Source organism: Brevundimonas vesicularis, from assembly GCF_027105095.1.
Lineage (GTDB): Bacteria > Pseudomonadota > Alphaproteobacteria > Caulobacterales > Caulobacteraceae > Brevundimonas > Brevundimonas vesicularis_E.
This window is the reverse complement of sequence record NZ_CP114278.1, coordinates 2,880,392-2,905,100: the sequence shown is the minus strand read 5'-3', so window position 1 is coordinate 2,905,100 and position 24,709 is coordinate 2,880,392. Positions and strand designations below refer to the sequence as shown.

Here is a 24,709-nt window from a genome sequence, read left to right as displayed (position 1 = left end):
CGCGCTCCTCAGACCGTGGTCAGCTGTTCGTCGCGCATGGCCGACCCCTGCCGGAACACCTCCGCCAGGATGAAGACCACCAGAATGCCCAGCCAGGAGCCCAGGTCGAAGTCGTAGTCGGACGGCGACTGGCCGATGCTCTGCGGGGCGACGAAGACCAGCAGCAGCGCCGTCAGCTGAATGCCGATCAGGCCCAGACCCACGCCCTGCAGCCGTTTGACGTTGGCGAACTCGAAGGCGTCGCCCTGATTTACCGACAGCAGGATCCGCCGCAGTCGATTGATGATCCACCAGGTGAAGCCGCAGGCCATCGCCGCGCCGAGCAGGGTCAGACGTCCGGTCAATTGCAGGTTGCTGTGCGGCTCGACGCTGACGCCCTTCAGTCCGTCGATCAGGCCGGCGCCGAAGCTCGGCACGATCAGGGTGAACAGGAAGACCAGGATGGTGGCGATGGCGCCGATCATCACGAACACATTGACGAAGCCCAGCAGCCAGCGCAGGGCGCTGGCGACGGAATATTTGCCGATCATCTTCATCTCGAAAGCCCTTCCATTCAGGTCGCCCTCCGCGACCGCCTTGGTGACTATCGATATGGATTTATCGATAAACGGGCAAGAAAATTATCGATAAACGAGGTGAAGCTTTCGTAAGGTTCGGCCTCAGGCGGTGAACCCCCAGGCAACACGCGCCGCCTCCAGTCGATCCAGCTTGTCCTGGAAGGGCGCCCAGTCGTCGGCGTCCGCGATGGCGGCCCAGATCGCCTCGACCTCGCCGATCAACATCTCCTCCGGTTCGCGCGCGGCGAACATCGGATGTTCCAGCCGTTCGATCCGATCCGGTTCGTGTTCCATCAGCGCAAAGCGGAAAGCGTCGAAGGCCTCGCCCTGGTACCATTTCGCACGCGGTCCCGACAGGGCGCGGGCCGAGGAGGCGAAGCCGCCGAACCAGTCGAAGAACAGCGGCTCCCACCGCAGGGCCGCGCCGCCCTCTCTCAGCAGGGTCAGGGTCGTATCCACCAGCCGCTGATCCGCCGCCTCGCCCAGGCTGTGGACGCCCAACCGCATCAAGAACGCGGCCCTCAGTTCGCGAATATAGGCGGGACCGAAGCCGTTCAGCGCATCCGTCAGCGGCTCGACCTCGGCGACCAGTTTCAGGCACCCGGCCAGCTGCGTCAGGTTCCAGAACACCGCCTCCGGCTGACGTGCGAAGGCGTAGAGGCCTGTCTGATCGAAATAGGCGGCGGTGAAGGCCGGGTCGTATTCGGGCAGGAACCGCCAGGGGCCGTAGTCGAAGCTCTCGCCCGTGACGTTCAGATTGTCGGTGTTCAGCACCCCGTGCACGAAGCCGGCCGCGATCCACCGCGCCGTCAGTTTCGCCGAGGCCTCGACGACAGCCCGCAGCAGGCCGGGTGCATCGCCGGCGGCGACGCCCGGATGATACAGGGTGCGCACATGTTCGATCAGCGCCTCGATCTGGTCCTTGCGCCCCAGATAGGCCGCGCGTTGGAATGTGCCGAACCGCACATGGCTGTGCGACAGCCGCACCAGAATGGCCGACCGCGTCGGAGAAGGCTCGTCACCGCGCTCCAGCGCCTCGCCGGTCTCGATCAGCGAAAAGGCGCGGCTGGTCGGGACGCCTAGCGCCTCCAGCATCGTCGCCGCCAGCACCTCGCGCACCCCGCCCTTCAACGTCAGCCGCCCATCGCCCCCACGCGACCAGGGCGTCTGGCCGGAGCCTTTGGTGCCCAAATCCAATAGCCGGTCCGATGCGTCGCGCATCTGCGCCGCCAGGAACCCGCGCCCGTCGCCCAGATCGGGATTGTAGTGCCGGAATTGATGCCCGTGATAGCGCATGGCGACCGGACCGGGCTGCCCCGGCAGAGGCTCGAACCGTCCGAAGGCGGCGATCCATTCCGCCTCGCTCAGCCCCTCCAGCCCGACTTCGGCGGCCGCGCGGTCGTTGCGAAACCGCATGATCGTCTTCGGAAAGTCCGTGGCCAGAACCGCATCGGCATAGTCCGCGCCCAAGTCAAAGAAGCGCGGTTCGGGGCGGTAGGCGGGGGAGACGGGCATAGGGGTTAGGTGCAGCGGTCGCGCCGGTTTCGCAAGTCGCCTTACGGCCACGGTTGGGGTTGAACCTTCTTCCGGGTTCCGTATTCTTGTGCCCAGAGATCAGGTCGCGCCTCGCGGCCAGGCCGGCGTCGTCCTTTACGGGGCGCTACGAATCCGGTCCGACGCCCGTCGATAACCTGGCGTCACGACGAAACTTCCGTTCGCTAGGAGGCCGCCGTGGCGCGCAAATTGACACTCGATTTCCTCAAGACCGAGGCCGCATCCGGCTCGGCCCTGGCCCTGGCGGCCATCGCCGCCGTCTTGGTCGCCAACTCGCCCTGGTCGGCCGACTATTTCGCCTGGCTGAAGAGCTATCATGTGCTTCAGATCGGCCCGATCCGGCTGGAGGAGACCATCTCCGACTTGATCAAGGAAGGTCTGATGGCGATCTTCTTCCTCGTCGTGGGGCTGGAGATCAAATACGAGATCGTGCGCGGCGAACTGAGCGACCCGCGCAAACTGGCCACGCCGGTGCTGGCGGCGCTCGGAGGCATGGCGGGGCCGGCGGCGATCTATCTGCTGCTGTCCGGCGCCATCGGGGCGCCGCACGCCGGCTGGCCCATCCCGCTGGCGACCGACATCGCCTTTGCGCTGGCCATCTTCGGCTTCGTCGGCAAGGGCTTGCCGTCGTCGTTGCGGGTCTTTCTGCTGACGCTCGCCATCGTCGACGACCTGGGCGCCATCGCCCTGATCGCCGTGCTGTTCAGCGAGGGCGCGAACTGGACGCCGCTGTTCTGGGCGCTGGGCGCGCTGGCCGTCGGCGCGGTCGCGGCGCACCGCATCCGCATCCCTGCGCCCTTCTGGGTGCTGGGGTTCGCCCTGGTCTGGTATCTGACGGTGCTGTCGGGGCTCAGCACCTCGCTCACCGCCGTGGCCTTCGCCATGATCGTGCCGATCAAGGGCCGGGCCGAAGACGGTCAGAGCCCGCTGAAGGAGGCGATGCACGATCTGCACCCTTGGAACGCCTTTTTGGTCCTGCCGCTGTTCGCCTTCGCCAAGGCGGGCGTCTCCTTCGCCGGTCTGTCGATGGAGCAGGCGTTCGCGCCCCTGGTCATCGCCATCGCCCTGGGCCTGTTCGTCGGCAAGCAGATCGGCGTCCTGGGCGCCGCCTGGCTGGCTTCGGCGCTGAAGATCGGCGCGCGGCCGACGGGCGCCAGCTGGCTGCAAGTCTATGGCGTCTCCCTGCTGTGCGGGGTCGGCTTCACCATGAGCCTGTTCATCGGCGTTCTGGCCTTCCCCGGCGCGGTCGATTCGCCCGAACAGGTCGAGGTCAAGCTGGGCGTCATCGGCGGCTCGATCCTGTCGGCGATCGCGGCGGCCCTGGTGCTGGGTTTCGCCGGTCGGGCCCGCCAGGTGGATCCCGCCGCCCTGCACCCTGAGGTCGAGCCTCTGGGACCGAAAGACGGGCAAAAACTGACCTAGCGTCAGCGTTTTCTGTCGCTTCCTCGACACACAAAGGCGAATCCACGGCGAAAAATGGTCGCGGGTAACAACGCTCGCTTGTCGGTCGGCCCGAACCGCGCTTAGCCTGTCCCCAACGAATGATCCCCCACGTAGGGGACGTCGAGGGAACAGGAAACGCTGCGATCGCCAATGGCGTCGCAACTTCAGCCGGGAGGACGCCGATGCGCCGCAATCTTCAACTCAGGACAACCGTGTCCGCCGCCGTCATCGGCGCCGCCGTCATGGGCTTCGCCGGCGTCGCCGCCGCGCAGGAAGCGCCCGCCAGCGTCGACGACATCATCGTCACCGCCCAGAAGCGCGAACAGAGCCTGCAGGACGTGCCGATCGTGGTCACGACCCTGTCGCAGGAAATCCTGGACGGCGCGGGCGTGCAGGACATCAAGGATCTGCAGATCCTGACGCCAGGCATGACCGTCACCTCGACCCAGTCCGAAGCCTCGACTACCGTGCGGATCCGCGGCGCCGGCACCGTCGGCGACAACCCCGGCCTGGAAAGCTCGGTCGGCGTGGTGATCGACGGCGTCTATCGCTCGCGCAACTCGGTCGGCTTCGGCGACCTGGGCGAACTGAGCCGCATCGAGGTGCTGAAGGGCCCGCAGGGCACCCTGTTCGGCAAGAACACCTCGGCCGGCGTCATCAACATCATCACCGAGCGTCCGTCGTTCGATCCGTCGATCTCGGGCGAACTGACCGGGGGCAACTTCGGCGCCATCGGCGGTTCGGTTTCCGTCACCGGCGGCCTGACCGACCAGATCGCGGGTCGCCTGTTCGTCGCGCACCGCGAGCGTGACGGCTTCTACGACGTCAACAACGGCGACGGCCCCAACACCCGCAAGGACGACCAGACCCAGGACTACTGGACGACGCGCGGCCAGCTGCTGATCCTGCCCAGCGACGATGTCTCGGTGCGCCTGATCGCCGACTACACCAAGCGTGAGGAATACTGCTGCGTCGCCGTGCAGACGCGCGTCGGCCCGTCGCAGGCCTTCATCGCAGCCCTGACCGCGCCGAACGGTCCGGGCCAGCGTCCGCCGGTCGCCGGCTTCGGCACGGTGCCCTTCTCGCGTCTGGCCTATTCCAACCGCGAGACGCCGCAGGAAATCGAGGACATGGGTCTGTCGGCGGAAGCGACCATCGACTTCCCCAGCATTAACGCCACCCTGACGTCGCAGACCTCATGGCGCGACTGGTCTTTCCAGCAAGGGATGGACCTCGACTACACCGGCGCGGACATTCTGTACCGCGCCAACGACGGCTCCAACGGCTACGGCGTCGACAACCTGACCCAAGAGTTCCGCCTGGCCGGCGCGACGGACAAGTTCGACTGGCTGGTCGGCCTGTTCGCCACCAAAGAAGGCGTCTATCGCGACGACAGCTATGTCTATGGCTCGGACTACAACGCCTTTGCGTCCCTGCTGCTGACGGCCAGCGTGCCGGCGGCCTTCGGCGGCCCCAGCCCGGCGCGCACCGGCTGCTTCACCAACCCACAGGGCTTCGCCGTCGGGACCAGCGGCCCTCTGCTGGGGCAACCCCTGTGCGTGCTCGGCCTGGTTCCGCCCAGCCCGACCGCCCCGGTATTCAGCGCCGGCAAGGCGTATGAGGACCACTATTCCCAGCGTTCGGAATCGGTCGCCGTCTTCACCAACAACACCTACCGGGTGACCGAGGCCTTCGATATCAACCTGGGCCTGCGCTACACCTATGACAGCAAGCGTCTCTTGGGCGTTCAGGACAATCTGGGAACCAACGGCGCGGCTTGCGGCGGCGCCCTGGCGAACCAGAACCCGGCCAACCGTCTGCCCGGCACCGTCGGAACGCCGACCGCCGCGCTCGGCCTGCTGTGCCTGCCTTGGTCCAACCCTCAATATGACGGCCGTAGGATTCAAGAGAAGTTCAGCGACACCGACCTGTCGGGCACCATCAAGGCGTCCTACCGCTTCAATCCGTCGATCATGGTCTATGGCTCTTATGCGCGCGGCTACAAGGGCGCGGGCTACAATATGGACCGGGTGCAGACGGGCGTGACGCCGGACGCCTCGCTGTTCTTCGAGGCCGAGACCGTCGACAGCTATGAAGCGGGGATCAAGACGACCCTGTTCGACCGCACCATGCTGCTGAACGTCACCTACTTCGACCAGAAGTTTGAGAACTTCCAGCTGAACACCTTCCTGGGCACCGCCTTCGTGGTGGAATCCATCCCCGAGCTGAAATCGCGCGGCGTCGACGCCGACATGGTCTGGTTCACCCCGGTCGAGGGCCTGAGCTTCCAGGGCGGCGTGACCTACACCGACGCCAAATACGGCGTGTTCGGCCCCGGCGACCTGTCCAGCCCCGGCCGCTTCCCGCAGTTGTCGCTGCTGCCGGGCGCGCGTGCTTCGTTCGCTCCGGAATGGTCGCTGACCGGCGCACTGGCGTTCGATCGCGAACTGGGCGGCGGCCTGCGTGGCGGCTTCAACCTGTCGGCCAAATATTCGACCGAATACAACACCGGCTCGGACCTGCTGCCGTACAAGAACCAGGACGCCTTCACCGTCGTCAACGGCCGGGTCTCGATCGGTTCGGCCGACGAGCGCTGGACGCTGGAGGTCTGGGGCCAGAACCTGCTGGAAGAAGAATACACCCAGGTCGGCTTCGCCGCCCCGCTGCAGGGCACGGCCTTCGCCAACACCACGACGCCTCAGGCGGACGGCACCTACTACAATATGGCCACCGACACGGCGACCTATAACGCCTACCTCGGCGCCCCACGCACCTACGGCGTGACGCTGAAGGTCAAATACTGATCGCCAGCCTTCAAGGCTGAACGACCAAGGGCCGACCGGGAAACCGGCCGGCCCTTTCTCATAGGTGCTAAAGTCAAGGGTCGTGGCCGTCTGGTGTCGAAGGCGGCCCGACATGCGTCCTCAACTCGCCGCAGCTTGAGCAGGGAGTCTTCTCGCCTTCGTGATGATAGGACGCCAAACGCAAACAGGGGGCCCGGAGGGCCCCCTGTCGCGGTTTCTCAGGTCGTTCTGAAGATCAGAAGGCTTGGATATTGACGGACAGCTGGCCTTCATAGGCGCCGGCGAGCAGCGACTTGGACGGAACGGGGATGTTCACGTTCAGGGCCATGGCCGACTTCCAGGCGCCGTGGCTGGCGCTGGTGGAGTTGGCGTTGGCGGCCAGGTTGATGTAGTTGCCGTTGGTCGCGGCGGCCGTGGAGCCGACGGCGCCGGCGGTGTAGGTGCCGGTGACCGAGTAAGGCAGGTTGGCCTGGAAGACGTTGGAGTCGTAACCGGCGCCCGAGTTGTTCACCAGGCCGCGGATGTCGTTCTTGGACACGGTGACGGTGTTGGACGTGTTGCAGCCGGCCAGGTTGGTGTCGATGGTGACGTTGGCCGGAGCGGTCATGTCAAAGGCGTTGGCCGGGCCGGTGTCGTCCGAGGCGTAGATGCCGATGGTGCCGAAGTCGATCGTGGTCGAGGCGTTGCCGGTGTAATAGGCGCAGTCCGTCGACACAGCGCCCTTCAGGGTGAAGGTCGCGCCGTCATTGTTCGACGCCGTGCCGTTGTTGTTGGCCGAGCTGCCGGTCGCGGTGAAGACCGAGATGCCGCTGTCTTGACCGCCAAGGCCATTGGTCTTGACGAAGTCGATGAAGCCCATATCGGTCGTGCCGTTGGCCGACGTGTAAGCGCCGTACATGCCCTTCGAGAAGCCGCCGACAGCAGCGCCTTGGTTGACAGTTCCGGCCATGGCCGGAGCGGCGACGAGCGCCAGCGCCGCAGCGCCAGCCATAAGGGAAGCGAGTTTCATGAGTATTCTCTCCAAGCGATGATTTTCGCCGTTGTGTGTTCAGCGGTCGCTTGGCCTCCAAGCTCCCCCCAGCATTGACCAGAACGGTTTTTTCCACCCGTCCTGCCAACCTTCGCTGTCCAAGATGCGTGCCGTCCCAGAGCGGGACGAATCAACGATTTGGCTAACGCCGATTAACCATTCGGCTGTAGGCCGCGAACGGCATTCGTGCAACATCGGTCCGGACTCTTGGAAGCTTGGCGGGTGCCAAAATGGCACATAACGGATCGCTGCAGCCGGACCCGATTTCCGGGACGGCAACGAGAAACACCTCGTGTGAACGCGACCAGTTCTAAGCCGTCCAAAGAAAGGCCCGGTCGGATCGCACCGCCGGGCCTTGGTCGTTCAAGCGTCGTGGGCGGATCAGGCCGGGCGATCCTCCATCGCCGCCGGCTCCTCATGCCCGTGCTGGCCGTGGAACATCTTGTCCATTCGGCCTTCCAGGCGGCGCTTGACCCCGTCTATCAGGCTGAACACCACCGGCACGAACAGCAGCGACAGCGCGGTGGATGTGATCAGTCCCCCGATGACCGCGATGGCCATGGGCGAGCGGAAGGCGGTGCCTTCGCCGAACGCCGCCGCGATGGGCAGCATCCCCAGGCCCATCGCCATGGTCGTCATGATGATCGGCCGCGCCCGCTTGTGGGCGGCGTCCATCAGGGCGTCGTGGCGGTTCATCCCCTTGTCGATCGCCATGATGGCGTAGTCGACCAGTAGGATGGAGTTCTTCGCCGCGATCCCGGTCAGCATGATGATGCCGATCAGGGCCGGCATGGACAGCGACTTGCCCGTCACCAGCAGCAGGAAGAAGGCGCCGCCGAACGACACGGGAAGCGCCGCCAGGATGGTGATCGGGTGGAAGAAGCTTTTGAACAGCAGGACCAGCACGACATACATCAACAGAATGCCGGTGATGATGGCGAAGGCGAAGCCCATGCCCAGCTCCTGGAAGCTTTCGGCGTCGCCCGACGGCTTCTGGCTGACCCCCTGCGGCAGGGACTTGATCGCCGGCAGATCGTTCACCGCCTGCGTCCCCTGGCTCAGGGTCAGGCCGGTCAGTTCGGCGGTGATGTTGGCGACCCGCAGTCGGTCCAGACGATTGATCTGGTTGGGGCCGGCCCCGAAGCTTATGTCCGCCACCGCCGACAGGGGCACCGTCGCGCCCGACGCCGTCGGCACCTGAAGGTTCTCCAGCACGCCCAGATCCGAACGCGCCTGTTCCGTCAGCATGACCCGGATCGGCACCTGGCGGTCGCCCAGATTGAACTTGGGCAACAGCTGATCGGCGTCGCCCAGGGTGGCGACGCGCGCCACCTGGCTGATGTCCTGGGTCGACACCCCTTGCAAGGCGGCGACATCGGCGCGCGGTGTGACCAGGATTTCCGGCCGCACGAGCGAGGCCGAGGACACCACATTGGACAGGCCCGGAATGCTGCGCATCTCGCGTTCGACCTTGGCGGCCGCGGGCTCAAGCACATTGGGGTCGTCGCCGACCAGGGCGATGGTCAGAAGGCTGGACCCGCCGCCTCCGCCCGCGGCGCCGAACTGGATTCGCGCGCCGGGAATCTGGCGCAGCACCGGTCCCATGTCGCGCTCGAACTCCTGCTGGCTCAGCTTGCGATCCCAGCGCCCGACCAGATTGACGGTCAGGTTGGCGCTGCGCACCTCGCCGGCCGATCCGCCGCCGCCGGGGCCGAAGCTGGTCGTCGCCGAACCGACGGACGAATAGACCGACGCGACCTCGGGCCGTTTCATCAGTTCGCGGTTGATGCGCTGCACGGCGGAATCCGTCTCGGCCAAGGTCGCGCCCGGCGGCAACTGCACCGTCACGGTGGAGCGCGAGATGTCCTCGACCGGAATGAACTCGCCCGGCAGCTTGGTCGCCAGAATGATCGACAGGATGAAGAACAGCACGCCCATCCCCAGCACCCACAGCCGGTGATCGAACATCCGGTCCGCGACCTTGCGGCGGAACCAGCTTGCGCGCGGGTGGTGGTCGGCCCTGCGCTTGCGCCAGTCATCGCCCAGCGCCCAGTTCAGGGCCTTCAGATAGGGCCCCATCCAGAAGGGCTCCTTGTGCTCCTTGCCCTGGTCGCGCTTCAGCAGATAGGCGCCCATCAGGGGCGTCAGGGTTCGCGCCACGAGCAGGGAGAACAGAACGCTGACGCAGGTGGCGATGGCGAAGCTCTTGAAGAACTGGCCCACGACGCCGGGCATGAATCCGGTGGGGGCGAACACCGCAATCAGGGTCGCCGTCGTCGCCATGACCGCCAGGCCGATCTCGTCGGCCGCCTCGATGGCCGCGGGGTAGGGGGCCTTGCCGTCGCGGATGTGACGGACGATGTTCTCGATCTCCACGATGGCGTCATCCACCAGGATGCCGATGGTCAGCGACAGGGCCAGCAGCGTCACGACGTTCAGCGACTGGTTCGTCAGGTCCATCACCCAGAAGGTCGGGATCAGCGACAGCGGCATGGCCACCGCCGCGATCAGGGTCGCGCGCCAGTCCCGCAGGAAGATGAAGACCACCGCGATCGCCAGAAGGGCGCCCAGCACCAGGGTCTCGACCGAGGCGTGGAAGTTGTTGACGACGTCTTCGGTGGTGTTGGCCACCTCCTCGATGGTGACGTCGCCGCGCTCCTGGTCCAGCTTCTCGATCTCGGCCTTGACGCGGTCATAGACGTCCACCTCGGACGAGCCGATGGCGCGCGAGACGCCGAAGCCGACGACTTCCTGACCGTTGAAGCGGGCGCGGCCGCGCGGCTCGGACCATTCGTCGGTGATCTGGCCCAGGTCGCCCAGCCGCACGCTGCGGCTGCCGATGGGGATCAGGGTCTCGCGCAGCTGTTCGACCGACTTGGCCGAACCGACGGTGCGGATGGCCTGCTCCTCGCCCGCGATCTCGCCGCGGCCGCCCGGCAGGTTGATGTTGGAGGCGCGCAGCTGGTTCGACACCTGGGCCGCCGTCACGCCCGAGGCGGCGAGCCGCGCGGGGTCCAGCTTGATGCGGATTTCACGACTGACGCCGCCGTCACGGCTGATCTGGCTGACGCCGCGCACCGACAACAGGCGTTTGGCCACGGTATTGTCGACGAACCAGCTCAGCTCCTCGGGGCTCATGCCCGGCGCCCGCACCACGAAGTTGGCGAAGGGAATGGCGGTGAATTCGATGCGCTGGACGATCGGTTCCTGCACGTCGGCGGGCAGGTTCTGGCGGATACCGCTGACGGCGTTGCGCACGTCGTTGGTGACCTTCTCCAGGTTCACGCCCAGCTGGAACTCGATGGAGGTGGTCGACACCCCCTCGTTGACGACCGAGGTGATGTGCTTGACCGATCCCAGGCCCGCCACCGCATCCTCGACCAGGCGCGTGACCTGGGTCTCCATCTCGGTCGGGGCGGCGCCGGCCTGGACCACCGTCACGGCGACGACCGGCAGATCCACGTCGGGGAAGTTGTTCGTCCTGAGTTTGAAATAGCTCATCGTCCCCGCGATCGTCAGGACGACGAACAGCAGGACGATGGGGATCGGGTTCCTGATCGACCAGGACGAGATGTTCTGAAAGCCCATCGGTCCGATCCTAGCGCGCGGCTGCAGCGGCGGGGGCAGGGGCGGCGGGCGTCGCCGGCTGGGGCGCCGCGGTCGCCGGGGCCACCGTCACATGGTCGCCTTCGCCCAGGAAGCCTGCGCCCTGCACGACGACGCGCTGACCGGCCTGGACGCCCGTGACCGCGACGCGGTCGCCGCTGCGAACCCCGGTCGTGACCGGGACGAAGCGGACGACATCGCCCTGGCCCACGACATAGACCCCGGCCTTGGCCTCGCGATAGACGACCGCCGAGGCGGGCACGACCAGGGCGGGCTGATCGCCGACGGCGATCTCGGCGCGGGCGAACATGCCGGGCCGCAGCTGGGCGCCGGGCGCCAGGGAAATGCGGGCCAGGCCCAGGCGGGTCTGCGCATTCACCTCGGGCGTGACGATGCGGACCGAGCCGGTGGTCTGGCCGGCCTCGCTGGAGGTCACGATCGCCGACTGACCGGCGCGGACCAGCGACAGTTCGGTTTCCGGCACCTGGGCGTCCAGCTCCAGCCGGCCGTCGCGCACCATGCGGAACAGTTCGGTCCCGGCGGCGATGATCTGGCCCTTGGTGACGCTGCGGCTGATGATCATCCCGCCGACGGGCGCGCGGATGGTCGCCTGCGACAACTGGGTCTGGGTCTGGCTGAGGGCCGCGCGGGCGGCGGCCAGATTGGCGTTCGAGCTGCGCTGGTTGGCCAAGGCCGTGTCCAGCGACGCCTGGCTGAGGAAGCCGCGTTCCTTCAGCTGCTGCGCGCGATCGAGCGCGGCGTTGTCGCGCGCCACATTGGCCTCGGCCAGCTGCACCTGGGCCTGCTGCTGCCGCAGCTGGGCGCGCAGCAGGACGTCGTTCATCTGCACCAGCGGCTGGCCCTGACGCACGTAGGAGCCTTCGTCCACATAGACGGCGACGGCGGTCAGGCCGCCGGTCTCGGCCGCCACCGGCACCTCTTCCCAGGCGGAGACGGAGCCCGAGGCGTTGACCGTGCGGGCCAGGTTGATCTGGGTCACGGTCGCGGCGGTCACGGTCTGGCGCGCGCCGGCCGCCTCCTTGCCGTCGGCCTTCTTGTCGTCTCCGCCGCCGCAGCCGGCCAGCAGCAGGACGGCCAGAACGGCCGCACCGGCCAGAAGTGTGGGTCGGGTCGTCTGGAGCACGGAAAAACGTCCTTGAAGAGCGATCAGGCGATGGCCGTTTCCCTTACAGCGTCCCAGGGCCGCGCTCAAAGACAAACGCCATCATTGCCAAGCTGTAATACGCGGCCGTGCTGGCTGCGGATCGTGCCGCGTCTGGTCCCCGGCGCCCGCGCGTGATAGGGGCGCGCGGATGACGACTCCCCCGATCTCGAACATTCGCAACTTCAGCGTGGTCGCGCACATCGACCATGGCAAGTCGACCCTGTCCGACCGCCTGATCCAGCACACCGGCGGCCTGACCGCGCGCGAGATGTCCGAGCAGGTGCTCGACAATATGGAGATCGAGAAGGAACGGGGCATCACCATCAAGGCCCAGACCGTTCGTCTGACCTATCGGGCCAAGGACGGGCAGGACTATATCCTGAACCTGATGGACACGCCGGGCCACGTGGACTTCGCCTATGAGGTCAGCCGGTCCCTGGCCGCCTGCGAAGGCTCGCTGCTGGTCGTGGACGCCTCGCAAGGGGTCGAGGCTCAGACCCTGGCCAATGTCTATCAGGCCATCGACAACAACCACGAGATCGTGCCGGTCCTGAACAAGGTCGATCTGCCGGCCGCCGAGCCGGACCGCGTGCGCGCCCAGATCGAGGACGTGATCGGCATCGACGCCTCCGAAGCGGTCCTGGCCAGCGCCAAGTCCGGCATCGGCATCGAGGAGGTGCTGGAGGCCATCGTCACCAAGCTGCCGGCGCCCAAGGGGGATGTGAACGCTCCGCTGAAGGCCATGCTGGTCGACGCCTGGTACGACCCCTACCTCGGCGTCGTCGTGCTGGTGCGGGTCTTCGACGGCGTGCTGAAGACCGGCATGCGGGTCAAGATGATGCGCAACGGCTCGACCCACCTGATCGACCGGGTCGGCGTCTTCCTGCCCAAGAACACCCCGGTCGAGCAGCTGGGCCCCGGCGAGGTCGGCTTCATCACCGCCCAGATCAAGGAAGTCGCCCATGCCGCCGTCGGCGACACCATTACCGACGAGAAGAAGCCGACCGCCGAGCCGCTGAAGGGGTTCAAGGAAGTCCAGTCGGTCGTCTTCTGCGGTCTGTTCCCGGTGGACGCCGCAGACTTCGAGGACCTGCGCGCCGCGATCGGCAAGCTGCGCCTGAACGACGCCTCCTTCACCTATGAGATGGAAAGCTCGGCGGCGCTGGGCTTCGGCTTCCGGTGCGGCTTCCTGGGCTTGCTGCACCTTGAGATCATCCAGGAGCGCCTGAGCCGCGAGTTCAACCTCGACCTGATCGCCACGGCGCCGTCCGTCGTCTACAAGATCGGCCTGCGCGACGGCTCCGAAATCGACCTGCACAACCCGGCCGACCTGCCCGACGTGATGCAGATCGAGACGATCGCCGAGCCCTGGATCAAGGCCACCATCCTGACGCCGGACGAATACCTCGGCGGCGTCATCAAGCTGTGTCAGGACCGTCGCGGCCAGCAGATCGAACTGTCCTACGTCGGCAACCGCGCCATGGTGGTCTATGAGCTGCCGCTGAACGAGGTGGTGTTCGACTTCTACGACCGGCTGAAGTCGATCTCGAAGGGCTATGCCTCGTTCGACTACGAGATCACAGAATACAAGGTCGGCGACCTGGTGAAGATGTCCATCCTGGTTAACGCCGAGCCGGTCGACGCCCTGTCCATGCTGGTCCACCGCGCCCGCGCCGAGACGCGCGGCCGGGGCATGGTCGAGAAGATGAAGGAACTGATCCCGCCCCACCTGTTCCAGATCCCGATCCAGGCGGCCATCGGCGGCAAGATCATCGCCCGCGAGACCGTCCGCGCCCTGCGCAAGGACGTGACCTCCAAATGCTACGGCGGCGACGCCACCCGCAAGAAGAAGCTGCTGGAAAAGCAGAAGGCCGGCAAGAAGCGCATGCGCCAGTTCGGCAAGGTCGAAATCCCGCAGGAAGCCTTCATCGCCGCCCTGAAGATGGACGAGGATTGATCGGCGCTGCTGGTCTGAGGTGAGGCCTCAGGCCCAGGCCATCCAGCCCATCCACGCCGCCATCAGGACCATCATCACGTTCTCGGTCAGGGACAGGAAACCGAGCGGCACATTGCTGTCGCCGCCGACGCAGGCGCATTTGAGTTCGCGTTTCTGGATGTAGACGGCCTTGAACACCGACCAGCCGCCGATCAGACCCACGAAGGCGGCCGCCGGCGCCGACAGCCACGTCAGCACGTTCGCGATCATCAGGACGCCGGCCCCAAGCTCGACGAACGGATATATGTAGGCGTACGGCACCCAGCGTCGCGCCAGCAAGTCGTATCCCAGGAACATGGTGGCGAATCCGTCCAGATCCCGCAGCTTCAGCATCGCCAGGGCGCACATGGAAAAGGCGATGAACCACTCGGGCGTCCGCTTCGTCAGCAACGTCCCGGCGGCGTAACTGGCGGCGATCGCCATCAGGGCGGTGACGGCGAAGACGACAAGCACCGGGGTATAGGTCTTGCGGTTCGGATCCTTGACCGGCTTGCCCAGGAAACGCCTGAGATCGTCGTAGCCGCCGATCCTTTGTCCGTTGATAAAGGTCTGCGGCGTCGTCTTGACGCCATGCTCGGCCTTGAAGGCGTCGGTCTGTTCGCGCGTGGTCAGCCAGCGGTCGTCGACGACGAAGCCCTGGCTCTTCAGCAGATGTTTGGCGCGCAGACCCCAAGGGCAAACGTGCTTTTCCATAACCATTCGGTAGAGGACAGCGGTCTTTTCGGCGGCCATCAAACGCGCTCCTTCAGCTTTGCATGTAACGCATAAAGGGCCATCGGGGTGCGCTGCTTGATGGCATCACCGGGTTGCAAAGCCGCCTTCGGTCGCTGGATCGGCGGCTTGTCCCGCCGACCCTGACCGCTTTTGACCGGGAATGATCCCGTCTAGTGCGCGCCGTTCAACTGCGCGAACACCGCCTCATAGCCGTTTGCCTCAGCGAACCGCAGCGGCTTGACCCGTTCGACCAGGATTTCGCCGCGCGGGGTCTCGCCGCGTTCGATCAGGCCGATCACCTCGGCCGTATAGTCGGCCAGCGGCATGGAGGCGGGGTTTTCCGCATGGCCCGGCATCAGGTCGGTGGCCACGCCGGGCGGGGCCAACTCCAGCACCTCGACCCCGGTGTCCGCCAGTTGATGCCGCAGGGACTGGCTCCACGAATGCATCGCCGCCTTGGTCGCATTGTAGGTCGGCGTCGCCGTCAGCGGGACGAAGGCCAGGCCCGAGGTCACCGTCATCACCGTCGCCTTCGGTTGGGCCGTCAGATGCGGCAGCAGGGCGGCTGTCAGGCGGATCGGCCCCAATAGATTGGTGGCGATGATCGCCTCCACGACGGCCAGGTCGAACGGCTGGGCCTTCAGGTCCTCTGTCTTCATGATGCCGGCGTTCAGAATGACGGCGTTCAGGGCGGAGTGGTCCTTGACGACCTGGGCGCCGAAGGCGGCGACGGCCGCAGCGTCCTCCATGTCCAGCGTCGCCCAGGCCATGCCGGGATTGGCGGCCGCCGTCTCTCTCAGCACGCTTTCGCGGCGGCCGGTGATGATGATCTGATTACCGCGCGCGTGCAGCGCCTCGGCGAGGGCGCGGCCGATGCCCGTGCCGCCGCCGGTGATCAGTATGGTGTTGCCGGTGATGTTCATGATCGTCTCCTCGGGATGCGTCAGCGATGAAAGCGAGGTATGACGTTCACTCTCCAACCGAAAGTAGGCACTTGAAACCGCCCTACTTACCGTCCGGAAAGAAATGGCTATGACGGCGCTTCCGCCTGCAAGAATTGCTCACCCCGAGACCGGAGAGGTCGCCGATCCGCGCGTGGAGGCCTTGGTCAACGACGTCATCGGCCGCGTCGCCGACAAATGGACTATGCTGATCCTGGAGGTCTTGGCCGAACACGGCGAGACGCGTTTCACCCGCGTCGGCGACCTGGTCGGGGGCATCAGTCAGAAGATGCTGACCCAGACCCTGCGCCAGATGGAGCGCGACGGCCTGGTGATCCGCACCGTCCACCCCGTCATCCCGCCCAAGGTCGAATACCGCCTGACCGACCTGGGCTTCACCCTGGCTGAAGCGTTCTGCGGCGTCTGGACCTGGGCCGAAAAAAACATCGACCGCATCGAGGCGGCGCGCGCGGCGTTTGATGGGCGAGATAAATAATCCCGCTCAAGTCAGAGCGCAGAGAATCAAGCCTGCACCGTCTCCGTGATGAAGTGCCGCCCCTGCTTGTCCTCGATCTCGACCACCCACAGGTCCGGGTCGTACCCCCTCTGTCGGGCGATATAGGCGTCCAGTTCGCTTTCGCTGTCGGAGGTGACGGGCTGGATCCAAAGGCGGTCGCCGTCGGTTCCGAAGGCTTCGGTGAACAGGCGGGCGGTGCGGGTGGAGGTGTCGTAGGCCTTGACGATGACCGAGCCGGCGCGGGCGTCGCCCTTCTTGACCACGGTGGCATAGGCGCCCTCGATCTGGGCGCGGCGGATCAGGGCGCTGACCCACAGGTCGCTGGAAAGAAGCAATTCGCTAACCTTGCTCGAACACGGAACCCCAACTCTGGCGCGCTAGGGTCGGGGCATGAGGATAGGCCTTTCCCCCCGGCAAGCCAGAGGTTTCCTGTCGGCCGTGCTGATCGCCGCGACGCCCGTCGCAGCCTTCGCCGCGCCGCAGGACCGATTCTATGAGCGCAGCTTCGTGCTGGCCGCCAACGACCGCTGCGGCCTGTTCGAGCCGCAGTTGACCGCCGCCCTGACGGCCGCCGCCTATCAGGCGCGGGGCGCGGCCCTGCGCGCCGGATCCAACGACCGGCAGCTGGCCGAGACGGCCCAGCGGGCGCGGGCGCGGGCGAACACGACGCCGTGCGGCTCCACCGATCTGAAGACGGTTCAGGGCCGGGTCCAGACCGCCTTTTCCGGCTGGTCGCGCGCGACGCGGATGGAGTTTCCCGGCGATCGCCGAAAGTGGAGCGCGGACCGCGCGGCCTATGCGCGCCCGACCTGGCGGCTGATGCAGGCGACCGTGACCGGCGCCTCGCCCGTGCGGTTCGGCGTGGTGGGCGGCATGGACCGGCCCGATCAACTGGCCGCCGTGGTGTCCTGGCAGGGCCGCTCGCGACCGACCGGGGTGCGGGTGGTGATGCGTGACCACACGGTGGCGCCGCGTCCGTGGCTGTCGCACGACCTGCCGCCCGCCGCGCAACGCCGCGCCTTCTGGGCCGCCGGCGTGACCAGCGCCGATGCGATGCTGCTGCCCGAAGGTCGCCCGACCGGTCAGGCCTGGCTGTTCCCCGCCGCCGCCGCCGACGCCCTGTCGGCCCTGGACCCGCGCGAGGTCTTCACCGTCGAATTCCTGTTCCGCGACGGCAGCATCGCCCGCTCCACCTTCGAAGCCGGCGATTTCGCGGCGGGCCGCGCCTTCCTGGCGATGGGGCAGGTTTAAGCGGGCTTTCCGCCAACGCCTCCTTGCTTCATTCTAGTTGGGCACTACGCAAATGGATGGCCTAAGCGAGTGCGCCTATCAATCAGTGATATATGTCTGATAAGTTCGCTATCGTCGAAAGGGATGGCGTGAAATGGCTGGCAGCTTCAGTTTCTGGGATGACATCAAAAAGCATCCCGACCGCTTCTATATAATCCATTATTCATCCCAATCCCTTTTTGACGCAGAAGCGATGGGTGGCGCCGGTGCGCTATCTCCTCGCATCACGTCGGTTGTCGCTCGTCATTTCGAGAGTGGGCAGACTGTCAGTTTTTCAACGCACACTGTGGCGGAATATCTAGGCATCTCATGGGACGACGTCGAAGCCCGTTACGACGATATTGAAAGAGAACTTCTCACACAATTTTACGACTGGGCTCGAGATCGGCGAGAACGATACTGGGTTCATTGGAACATGCGCAATGTCACGTTCGGTTTCGAGCATTTGGAGCATCGATATCGCGTTCTCGTAAAAAAAGAGCCTCCAAGCATTCCAGTCGAAGTGCGGATAAACCTAAACGACGCACTGAAATACAGGTATGGAAATGACTACGCTGCGGACCCAAGAATGCTTTCGCTAATGAATTTGAATGGTCCCCGATTGCAGGGATTTCTTACAGGTGCGGAAGAGGCGGAGGCCTTTAAAGCCAAAGACTTTATAAGAATGAATGCATCCACAATAGCAAAGGTAGGATTTTTTAGTTTTGTGATTTCCTCTTCGTTGAAGGGGAAACTAAAAACAGCAGGCCGAGGATTCGTTAATTTCGTAGACCGAATACTGGAAAGCCGAAAAAATCGGGTAACGGCGGCGGTGGCGGCGGTAGTTGGTTTAGCGGTAGCTGTGGTTCAGCTGGTTATTTGGATCAAGCCTGATTGATTTCGTCCGGGAGCGAGATCAAGGCGTGATGTCTTGACGAAAGTCTGGAGGCTAAACCTCTTCGCGCTCTGGCTCTAGAAGTGTCTCATCAGCCACGGTCTCCCGCGCCACCATCACCGGCAACCGGATCATCACCGCTGCGCCTTCGCCCAGGGTGCTGTCGATGGTCATGCGGCCGCCGTGCAGTTCGGTCAGGCTGCGGACCAAAGATAGGCCCAGGCCGGTGCCTTGCGCCTTCTGGTCGGCGCCGCCGGCCTGTTCGAAGGGGCGGCCCAGGCGTTGCAGGTCCTGCGGCGCGATGCCGACGCCGGTGTCGGACACGGCCAGATCCAGGTCCGGTCCGTCGGCGTCCAGGGTGATGGTGACCGAGCCGCCCGCCGGGGTGAACTTGACCGCATTGGACAGCAGGTTCAGCGCCATCTGCTTCAGGGCGCGGGCGTCGGCGCGAACCTTGATCGGCTCGGACGGCAGGACGGCGGCCAGCTCCACCCCCTTGTCGTCGGCCTGGAGCCGGACCAGGGCGACGGCGGCGGACACGGCGTCGCGGGCGTCGAACGTCTCCATCGCCAGCTGGTAGCGTTCGGCCTCGATCTTGGACAGGTCCAGCACGTCGTTGATCAGGTCCAGCAGATGGCCGCCCGCCTGGTGGATGGCGTCGGCGTATCCGGCGTAGCGTTCGGGCAGGGGACCGAACAGCTTCTGGCGCATGATGTCGGCGAAGCCGAGCACGGCGTTCAGGGGCGTGCGCAGCTCGTGGCTCATATTGGCCAGGAAGCGGGTCTTGCCGGCCGACTGGGCCTCGGCCTCGACGCGGGCGGTCTCCAGCCCCAGCTCGCGGGCGAACTGGGCCGTGCCGTCGAACGCCTGGGCGATCAGGCGCGGGCGGTCCGTCTCGTGCTGGAACGGGCCCAGGATCATGACGACGCGGCGGTCCAGGGCGATGCGCGGCGTGAACTGGACCTCGACCGACTGGCCCGACAGGGCGCGGGCCAGGGCCGCAGAGACGGCCGGGCGGTCGGGCGCATGGACGGTCGAGATCAGGCCCTGTTCGGTCAGGGCCAGCACAGACAGGGCGGGCGGCGGCGTGCCCCAGATGGCGACGGCGCGGCCCGACGGATCGAGCAGCAGGGTCAGGGCCGGCTGATCCTCCAGCAGGGCGGCGATCCGGGCCGCCTGTTCTTCCGCTTCGGCCAGACGACGCTCGCGCGCGCTCCAGGTCAGGCGCATGGCGGCGATGATCGCGCCCATGGCCAGCAGGCCCGAGACGGCGGCCAGCAGGGGGCCTTGCGCCTCCGCCCCGTTCAGCCAGGTCGAGATCAGCCCCGCCAGCAGCGGCAGGGCCACCGCAAAGGCGCCCATCCGGGTCAGGCGGTCGGCGCCGATGCGGGCATGATGCACGCCGTGATCCAGGGCGATCCCCGCCGCCAGCGGCGTCAGGATCAGGCCGGGCAGGGCGCCGGTCACGCCGCCGGTTAGGCCGGCCGAAGCGGTGGCGGCCAAAATCCACCCGCCCATGACGGCCAGCCTCAGCCCGACGCTGTCGCGCACCATCAGCACGACGCCGAACACGCCGGGGAAGGCCATCAGCAGCAGGGCGGCCAGCGGCGCGTCCTTCAGCCCGTCCATCATCTGGGCAGCCAGCGCCGTCAGGGCGACCGCCACCGCCCAGATCGCGTGCCACAAGGCGACCAGCGGAGCGCCCAACGCCGCGTCGTGCGTCGGGTCGTCCTCGAATCTGGCGTGGGCGTCGGGTTTCAAGAAGGGCGGGCCATGGGTTTCGTCTGCGCCCAGACTAGGGCTGCGGCTGAGTCGGTGCGAGGCCGCTCCCCCCTGAGGCGAACCCCATTGCGGCGTTCACCATGAATATCGGGGGACAAAACGGCCGGTTGTCGTTAACGGCCGCGCGGCCTATCTGGCGGCGCATGACCGACCCCACGCCCCCGACCGACACCCTGGACCAGACCCTGGCCGAACTGGCCGAGGATTTCGACCTCTTGGGCGATTGGGAGCAGCGGATCGAATACGTCATCGAACTGGGCAAGGGGCTGGCCCCGCTGGACGAGGCCGACCGGATCGAGGCCAACAAGGTGCCGGGCTGTGCGGCCCAGGTCTGGCTGGCGACGACGCACGACGACGGGCGGCTGTGGTTCGCCGCCGACAGCGACAGCGCCCTGTCCAAGGGCAATATCGCCCTGCTGCTGAAACTCTATTCCGGCCGCACGGCGGCGGAGATCGTCGCCTTCGACGCCCGCGCGGCGCTGGATCGGCTGGGCCTGCCCTCGGCCCTGACGCGCCAGCGCGCCAACGGCCTGAACAGCATGGTCGGCCGCATCCGCGAGGCGGCGCTGGGAGCGGGATGACCGTCGTAAAACAGGTGCAGTCTGTGTACCTCTCTAAAGTCACACCTTTGCGCGTTTGAAGGTCTCGTCGTTGAAGATAAGCGTATCTGGCGACGGGAACAGGATTTCCTGACCCTGGAATGGGACCAGTTCGACCCTGACGCCAGTGGCGTCGGTCAGCGGGTCGGCGACGGCGGACAAGACGCCGATGGCGGCCGTCAGCCGATCCTGGTCCACTTTGATCCGCATGGTCCCAAGCGCCTCGTTTTCGTAGGTTCCGGCGTAGGCGTGAGGCGGTTGCGGTAGAGACCAGGGGCGTGCGGCGCGCTCTGTCCGGCTGCGCGCGACAGCCTGGCGTCGGCCATCGCGACGGGCGACAAGCGTGTCCAGTTCGGCGGCATAGGCCGTTTCCAGATCAGAGCGAGCTTTCAGCCGATCGTAGGCATAGTTGGCGATCAGATCGGCCATGTCGCCGCCGAACAGATCTTCATTGATCAGCACCGCTACGCCGATGCGCCGATCGGGCATGAAGGAGACGTGGGCGCGCGATCCGGCGAAGTTGCCGAAATGGTGGATCAGCCGGTCGTCGCCATACCATCCCGTCTGCCATCCGAGCCCGTAGCCGTCCCGGCGATAGGGCCCGAAGGTCGTCTCCTGCGCGACCTGCGGCCGATGGGTCGAGGCGACCAGCGGCCCAGCCTCGATCTGTATCGCCAGCCACCGAGCCATGTCGTTGGCGGTGGACATCAACCCGCCCGCCGACTGCATGGTGTCATCGACCTTTTGAAGAGGACTGACGACCGGGTCGCCCGCCCGATCTGCGAAATGCCCGACCGCCGTCACGCCCCGACGGCGCGCGTCCGATACCCAGGCGGTGGTCTGCATCATGCCCGCCGGGATCAGAACCTCGTCTCGCACCCTCAGCCGCCAGTCGCGGCCGAAGCGTCGCTCCAGCAAGGTCGTCGCCAGATTGTAGCCGGCGTTGGCGTAGCGGAAAACACCGTGCGGCGCGTCCGGCCTTTTGGTGGTGCGCGCCAGAAGGGCTTGCATCATCGCTGGGGTGTGGTCGCCGGAATAGGCGGCGCGAAACGCGATGGGGCCATTGTCCACGCCCGAACGGTGGCTGAGCAGGTCGGTCAGGGTCACGGTCGCCGCGATGTCGGCGGGAAGCGGGGTGTCGCCAATCCAGTCCGCCAGCGGCGCATCCAGATCGACCTCGTCTCGCGAGGCCATCGCCGCGAGGCCGAGCGCGGTGAAGGATTTGGTCGCCGAGGCAATATAGAAGGCGGTGTCGGCGTTCACGCGGCGACCCGATCGAATGTCGGCTACGCCGTGGCCGAATACAAGAACCGGCCCATCCTCATTCACCACTGCCAGCGCCAAGCCGGGCGCGGTCCCGAGACGTCGCATCGCCTTTCGGACGAAGCTCTGACTGTCATCGGCCGCCGCCTGACGGGTTGCGATGGGGCGGGCCAAAGCTTGACCGGCGTGCAGCGCCGGGGCGCAGAGGCCTGCGATCAGTAGGTTGCGGCGGTTTACGGTCATGGTGCGGGTTCCCTTTCCCGCCTAGAGGCCGTCGGTCGCCGGATTGGATGCGTCGGGACAAAAACAGGGTGCAATCTGTGCACTTCACCCGATCCCATAGTGATCCGCCAGGGCCTGAAGCGCCTGTTTCAGCACCGTCTTGCCCTGGCGGCGGCGTAGGCCGAGGCCGGTTTCGGCCAGTTGCAGGCTGTCGCCGTGGATACAGATGCGGGTCAGGATGGGGCGAAGGCGCGGGCCGACGGCGGTCAGGGCCTGTTCGACGCGGCGGGCGGCCGACAGGGCGCGGTCGGTCGGCTCCATCCGCGCGGCGGTTCCCGAGCCGGAGGTCGGCAGGGCGTCCCAGCGCATGGTGACCGAGGCGCTCTTCGTCGCCTGTTCCGCCTCGCGCCGCAGCCGTTCGCCGGCGGCGGTCTCGGTCGGGGTCAGCCAGGGGCGGCCGGACGCATCCCTGCGCCGCGCCAGCCAGGCGATGGGGCTTTCGCCCAGATTGGCCCGCGCCCGGACCATGCGGCCGTCCGGCTGCATGAGGTCGCGCTGGCCCGCCACGAAGCCGGGACGGCCGGGAGCGGGGGGCGGCGTCGGGTCCGGCTGAGCGCGTCCCGACCAGCCGCCGCCCGGCCGGACGCGCAGGCCGGGCTGGTCGATCAGGGCGCGAAACTCGGTCTCGGTCAGGGTCAGGCTGATGCGGCTGCGGCGATCCGGCGACAGGCGCAAGGCATAGGCCCCGCCCTCGGCCGACAGCCAGGCGCCGGGCTTGGCCATCAGGTCGCGCGCGCGTTCCAGAAGACGGCTCATTGCGGCAGCTCCAGGCGGGGCGACTGATACAGGCCCTGGATGCAGCCTTCGAGGTCGTTCATCAGGTCGTCGATGCTGCGCCGTTCGCGCTCGTCCTCGACCCAGCGGCAGGCGGCGCCGACGCTGGCGCGATTGACGCCGAAGACGTGGCCGACCCGCTCCAACGTCCAGCCATAGGCGACATGAGACAGATACATGGCCAGCCAGCGCGGGCGGGCCGCGCGCGGGTTCATCCGGCCCCGGCCGGTCATCTGCGACGGATGGGCGCCCGTGCGCGCCGCGATCAGATGAATGGCCAGCCCGGCCTTGACCTGATCCTCCTCGGTGACCGGCACCCTGTAGTCCTCCAGCACGAAACGTCTCCCTCTCACGAACTCTCGACGCTGGCATCATAGGCGGCCGCGACGTCGCGATAGGAATATCGTCCTACTGTGCGCCAAAAATCGGTCGTGGCGGCTTAACCGCCTTGCGGTTGCGGTTGGGACGTTGTGCGTGCTGAGTGGCGAGTGGCGAGTAGGCGTACGAACTTGGGAGCGATCCAGCGTCATGTCCCGAGCGGCGGATGTTCTGATGGCCAACGGTCTGAGGCCTCGCCACTCATCACTCGTCACTCACCCCTACCAACATGGTTAATAAATTTCGAATCGTTGACTCCAGCCTCTCGACGCCGATTCGCAAATCAGCCTAGATTCGCCTCAATTGGATGGCGTTAACCCTTCTTAAGGTTTTCACGTCTTAACTTGCGAACAAGGTTACCCGGCCGTGCGTCAGGGTGGTTACCGCAAAGCTTTTGCCTGGAGTGGCACGTATGCGCGTCCTGTTGATTGAAGACGATCACGCAACCGCCCAAAGCATCGAACTGATGCTGAAGTCGGAAGGCTTCAACGTCTATACGACGGACCTGGGCGAGGAAGGCATCGATCTGGGCAAGATCTATGACTACGACCTCATTCTTCTTGACCTGAACCTGCCGGACATGAGCGGCCTGGAAGTCCTGCGCCAGCTGCGCGTCGGCAAGGTCAACACCCCGGTCATGATCCTGTCGGGCAGCCACGAGATCGAAACCAAGGTCAAGACCTTCGGGGGCGGCGCCGACGACTACATGACCAAGCCCTTCCACAAGGACGAGCTGATCGCGCGCACCCACGCCGTGGTCCGTCGCTCCAAGGGTCATGCCCAGGCGATCATCCACACCGGCGAGATCGCCGTGAACCTGGACGCCAAGACGGTCGAGGTGAACGGTCACCGCGTCCACCTGACGGGCAAGGAATACCAGATGCTGGAGCTGCTTTCGCTCCGCAAGGGCACGACCCTGACCAAGGAAATGTTCCTGAACCACCTGTACGGCGGCATGGACGAGCCCGAGCTGAAGATCATCGACGTCTTCATCTGCAAGCTGCGCAAGAAGCTGGCCACCGCCGCCGACGGCAAACACTATATCGAAACCGTCTGGGGCCGCGGTTATGTCCTGCGCGACCCGGCCGAGGGCGTCGTCACCGTCGCCGCCTGATCGACCTTCGATCCACGATTTCGAAA

20 protein-coding genes are annotated in these 24,709 nt (G+C 66.1%); 8 read left to right on the top strand and 12 right to left on the bottom strand.

Annotated features, from left to right (window positions below; genetic code table 11):
* Positions 1–8 precede the first annotated feature (8 nt).
* Both O2K97_RS14390 and O2K97_RS14385 read right to left on the bottom strand, forming a co-directional pair.
* On the bottom strand, positions 9–530 hold the full coding sequence (locus O2K97_RS14390) for a DUF2975 domain-containing protein (protein ID WP_269219794.1): 522 nt from the start codon (positions 528–530) through the stop codon (positions 9–11).
* 129 nt (positions 531–659) lie between these two features.
* The gene (locus O2K97_RS14385) at positions 660–2,072 is read right to left on the bottom strand and encodes a protein adenylyltransferase SelO (RefSeq protein ID WP_269219793.1); all 1,413 of its coding nucleotides are present in this window, start codon (positions 2,070–2,072) and stop codon (positions 660–662) included.
* 216 nt (positions 2,073–2,288) lie between these two features.
* Here O2K97_RS14385 and nhaA point away from each other — a divergent pair, with 216 nt between their 5' ends.
* Together nhaA and O2K97_RS14375 are read left to right on the top strand one after the other, a co-directional pair.
* Positions 2,289–3,533, top strand: a complete 1,245-nt coding sequence (gene nhaA / locus O2K97_RS14380) for a Na+/H+ antiporter NhaA (RefSeq protein WP_269219792.1) — start codon at positions 2,289–2,291, stop codon at positions 3,531–3,533.
* 203 nt (positions 3,534–3,736) lie between these two features.
* Positions 3,737–6,358: a TonB-dependent receptor gene (locus O2K97_RS14375; protein WP_269219791.1), complete on the top strand. Its 2,622-nt coding sequence runs from the start codon at positions 3,737–3,739 to the stop codon at positions 6,356–6,358.
* Between the two features lie 235 nt (positions 6,359–6,593).
* On the opposite strand, the gene O2K97_RS14370 is transcribed toward O2K97_RS14375, so the two are convergent.
* From O2K97_RS14370 to O2K97_RS14360, 3 genes are all read right to left on the bottom strand, one after another.
* Positions 6,594–7,367 (bottom strand): hypothetical protein, encoded by a 774-nt coding sequence (locus O2K97_RS14370; protein ID WP_269219790.1) that lies wholly within the window; start codon positions 7,365–7,367, stop codon positions 6,594–6,596.
* 402 nt (positions 7,368–7,769) lie between these two features.
* Positions 7,770–10,976 carry an efflux RND transporter permease subunit gene (locus O2K97_RS14365; RefSeq protein WP_269219789.1) on the bottom strand — a complete coding sequence of 1,069 codons (3,207 nt, stop codon included), beginning with the start codon at positions 10,974–10,976 and terminating at the stop codon, positions 7,770–7,772.
* A gap of 10 nt (positions 10,977–10,986) precedes the next feature.
* Positions 10,987–12,138 carry an efflux RND transporter periplasmic adaptor subunit gene (locus O2K97_RS14360; protein WP_269219788.1) on the bottom strand — a complete coding sequence of 384 codons (1,152 nt, stop codon included), beginning with the start codon at positions 12,136–12,138 and terminating at the stop codon, positions 10,987–10,989.
* Between the two features lie 169 nt (positions 12,139–12,307).
* Between O2K97_RS14360 and lepA the strand changes: the two genes are divergently transcribed.
* Entirely contained in the window at positions 12,308–14,116 is a 1,809-nt protein-coding gene (lepA, locus tag O2K97_RS14355) for a translation elongation factor 4 (RefSeq protein ID WP_269219787.1), read from the top strand.
* A 27-nt stretch (positions 14,117–14,143) separates the two neighbouring features.
* On the opposite strand, the gene O2K97_RS14350 is transcribed toward lepA, so the two are convergent.
* Positions 14,144–14,887, bottom strand: a complete 744-nt coding sequence (locus O2K97_RS14350) for a glutaredoxin (RefSeq protein ID WP_269219786.1) — start codon at positions 14,885–14,887, stop codon at positions 14,144–14,146.
* A 152-nt stretch (positions 14,888–15,039) separates the two neighbouring features.
* A complete protein-coding gene (locus O2K97_RS14345) occupies positions 15,040–15,792 on the bottom strand; it encodes an SDR family oxidoreductase (protein ID WP_269219785.1) in 753 nt (250 codons plus the stop codon).
* Between the two features lie 109 nt (positions 15,793–15,901).
* On the opposite strand from O2K97_RS14345, the gene O2K97_RS14340 reads away from it, so the two are divergent.
* Positions 15,902–16,306 carry a winged helix-turn-helix transcriptional regulator gene (locus tag O2K97_RS14340; protein ID WP_269219784.1) on the top strand — a complete coding sequence of 135 codons (405 nt, stop codon included), beginning with the start codon at positions 15,902–15,904 and terminating at the stop codon, positions 16,304–16,306.
* A 26-nt stretch (positions 16,307–16,332) separates the two neighbouring features.
* Here O2K97_RS14340 and O2K97_RS14335 read toward each other — a convergent pair whose 3' ends face one another.
* Positions 16,333–16,662, bottom strand: a complete 330-nt coding sequence (locus tag O2K97_RS14335) for a DUF1491 family protein (RefSeq protein WP_269219783.1) — start codon at positions 16,660–16,662, stop codon at positions 16,333–16,335.
* A gap of 55 nt (positions 16,663–16,717) precedes the next feature.
* Here O2K97_RS14335 and O2K97_RS14330 point away from each other — a divergent pair, with 55 nt between their 5' ends.
* Positions 16,718–17,578: a hypothetical protein gene (locus O2K97_RS14330; RefSeq protein WP_269219782.1), complete on the top strand. Its 861-nt coding sequence runs from the start codon at positions 16,718–16,720 to the stop codon at positions 17,576–17,578.
* Positions 17,579–17,711: 133 nt separating this feature from the next.
* Entirely contained in the window at positions 17,712–18,494 is a 783-nt protein-coding gene (locus O2K97_RS14325) for a hypothetical protein (protein ID WP_269219781.1), read from the top strand.
* Between the two features lie 51 nt (positions 18,495–18,545).
* Here O2K97_RS14325 and O2K97_RS14320 read toward each other — a convergent pair whose 3' ends face one another.
* Positions 18,546–20,252, bottom strand: coding sequence for a sensor histidine kinase (locus O2K97_RS14320; protein ID WP_269219780.1), 1,707 nt, complete (start codon positions 20,250–20,252; stop codon positions 18,546–18,548).
* 164 nt (positions 20,253–20,416) lie between these two features.
* Here O2K97_RS14320 and O2K97_RS14315 point away from each other — a divergent pair, with 164 nt between their 5' ends.
* On the top strand, positions 20,417–20,854 hold the full coding sequence (locus tag O2K97_RS14315) for a SufE family protein (protein ID WP_269219779.1): 438 nt from the start codon (positions 20,417–20,419) through the stop codon (positions 20,852–20,854).
* Between the two features lie 39 nt (positions 20,855–20,893).
* Here O2K97_RS14315 and O2K97_RS14310 read toward each other — a convergent pair whose 3' ends face one another.
* The 3 genes from O2K97_RS14310 to O2K97_RS14300 all read right to left on the bottom strand — a co-directional run bounded on the left by O2K97_RS14310 (position 20,894) and on the right by O2K97_RS14300 (position 23,544).
* Positions 20,894–22,378 (bottom strand): serine hydrolase, encoded by a 1,485-nt coding sequence (locus O2K97_RS14310; RefSeq protein ID WP_269219778.1) that lies wholly within the window; start codon positions 22,376–22,378, stop codon positions 20,894–20,896.
* An 84-nt stretch (positions 22,379–22,462) separates the two neighbouring features.
* On the bottom strand, positions 22,463–23,173 hold the full coding sequence (locus O2K97_RS14305; RefSeq protein ID WP_269219777.1) for a DUF6456 domain-containing protein: 711 nt from the start codon (positions 23,171–23,173) through the stop codon (positions 22,463–22,465).
* Entirely contained in the window at positions 23,170–23,544 is a 375-nt protein-coding gene (locus O2K97_RS14300; protein WP_265149636.1) for a chromosomal replication initiator DnaA, read from the bottom strand. The genes O2K97_RS14305 and O2K97_RS14300 overlap by 4 nt, the downstream gene beginning before the upstream one ends.
* A 437-nt stretch (positions 23,545–23,981) precedes the next feature.
* Between O2K97_RS14300 and ctrA the strand changes: the two genes are divergently transcribed.
* On the top strand, positions 23,982–24,683 hold the full coding sequence (gene ctrA, locus O2K97_RS14295) for a response regulator transcription factor CtrA (protein ID WP_017505852.1): 702 nt from the start codon (positions 23,982–23,984) through the stop codon (positions 24,681–24,683).
* The last annotated feature ends 26 nt before the right edge of the window (positions 24,684–24,709 follow it).

Coding starts and splice junctions, on each gene's coding strand:
- O2K97_RS14390 (WP_269219794.1), bottom strand. CDS start 530: ATGATCGGCAAATATTCCGTCGCCAGCGCCCTGCGCTGGCTGCTGGGC.
- O2K97_RS14385 (WP_269219793.1), bottom strand. CDS start 2,072: ATGCCCGTCTCCCCCGCCTACCGCCCCGAACCGCGCTTCTTTGACTTG.
- O2K97_RS14375 (WP_269219791.1), top strand. CDS start 3,737: ATGCGCCGCAATCTTCAACTCAGGACAACCGTGTCCGCCGCCGTCATC.
- O2K97_RS14370 (WP_269219790.1), bottom strand. CDS start 7,367: ATGAAACTCGCTTCCCTTATGGCTGGCGCTGCGGCGCTGGCGCTCGTC.
- O2K97_RS14365 (WP_269219789.1), bottom strand. CDS start 10,976: ATGGGCTTTCAGAACATCTCGTCCTGGTCGATCAGGAACCCGATCCCC.
- lepA (WP_269219787.1), top strand. CDS start 12,308: ATGACGACTCCCCCGATCTCGAACATTCGCAACTTCAGCGTGGTCGCG.
- O2K97_RS14350 (WP_269219786.1), bottom strand. CDS start 14,887: ATGGCCGCCGAAAAGACCGCTGTCCTCTACCGAATGGTTATGGAAAAG.
- O2K97_RS14345 (WP_269219785.1), bottom strand. CDS start 15,792: ATGAACATCACCGGCAACACCATACTGATCACCGGCGGCGGCACGGGC.
- O2K97_RS14340 (WP_269219784.1), top strand. CDS start 15,902: ATGACGGCGCTTCCGCCTGCAAGAATTGCTCACCCCGAGACCGGAGAG.
- O2K97_RS14330 (WP_269219782.1), top strand. CDS start 16,718: ATGAGGATAGGCCTTTCCCCCCGGCAAGCCAGAGGTTTCCTGTCGGCC.
- O2K97_RS14325 (WP_269219781.1), top strand. CDS start 17,712: ATGGCTGGCAGCTTCAGTTTCTGGGATGACATCAAAAAGCATCCCGAC.
- O2K97_RS14315 (WP_269219779.1), top strand. CDS start 20,417: ATGACCGACCCCACGCCCCCGACCGACACCCTGGACCAGACCCTGGCC.
- O2K97_RS14310 (WP_269219778.1), bottom strand. CDS start 22,378: ATGACCGTAAACCGCCGCAACCTACTGATCGCAGGCCTCTGCGCCCCG.
- O2K97_RS14305 (WP_269219777.1), bottom strand. CDS start 23,173: ATGAGCCGTCTTCTGGAACGCGCGCGCGACCTGATGGCCAAGCCCGGC.
- ctrA (WP_017505852.1), top strand. CDS start 23,982: ATGCGCGTCCTGTTGATTGAAGACGATCACGCAACCGCCCAAAGCATC.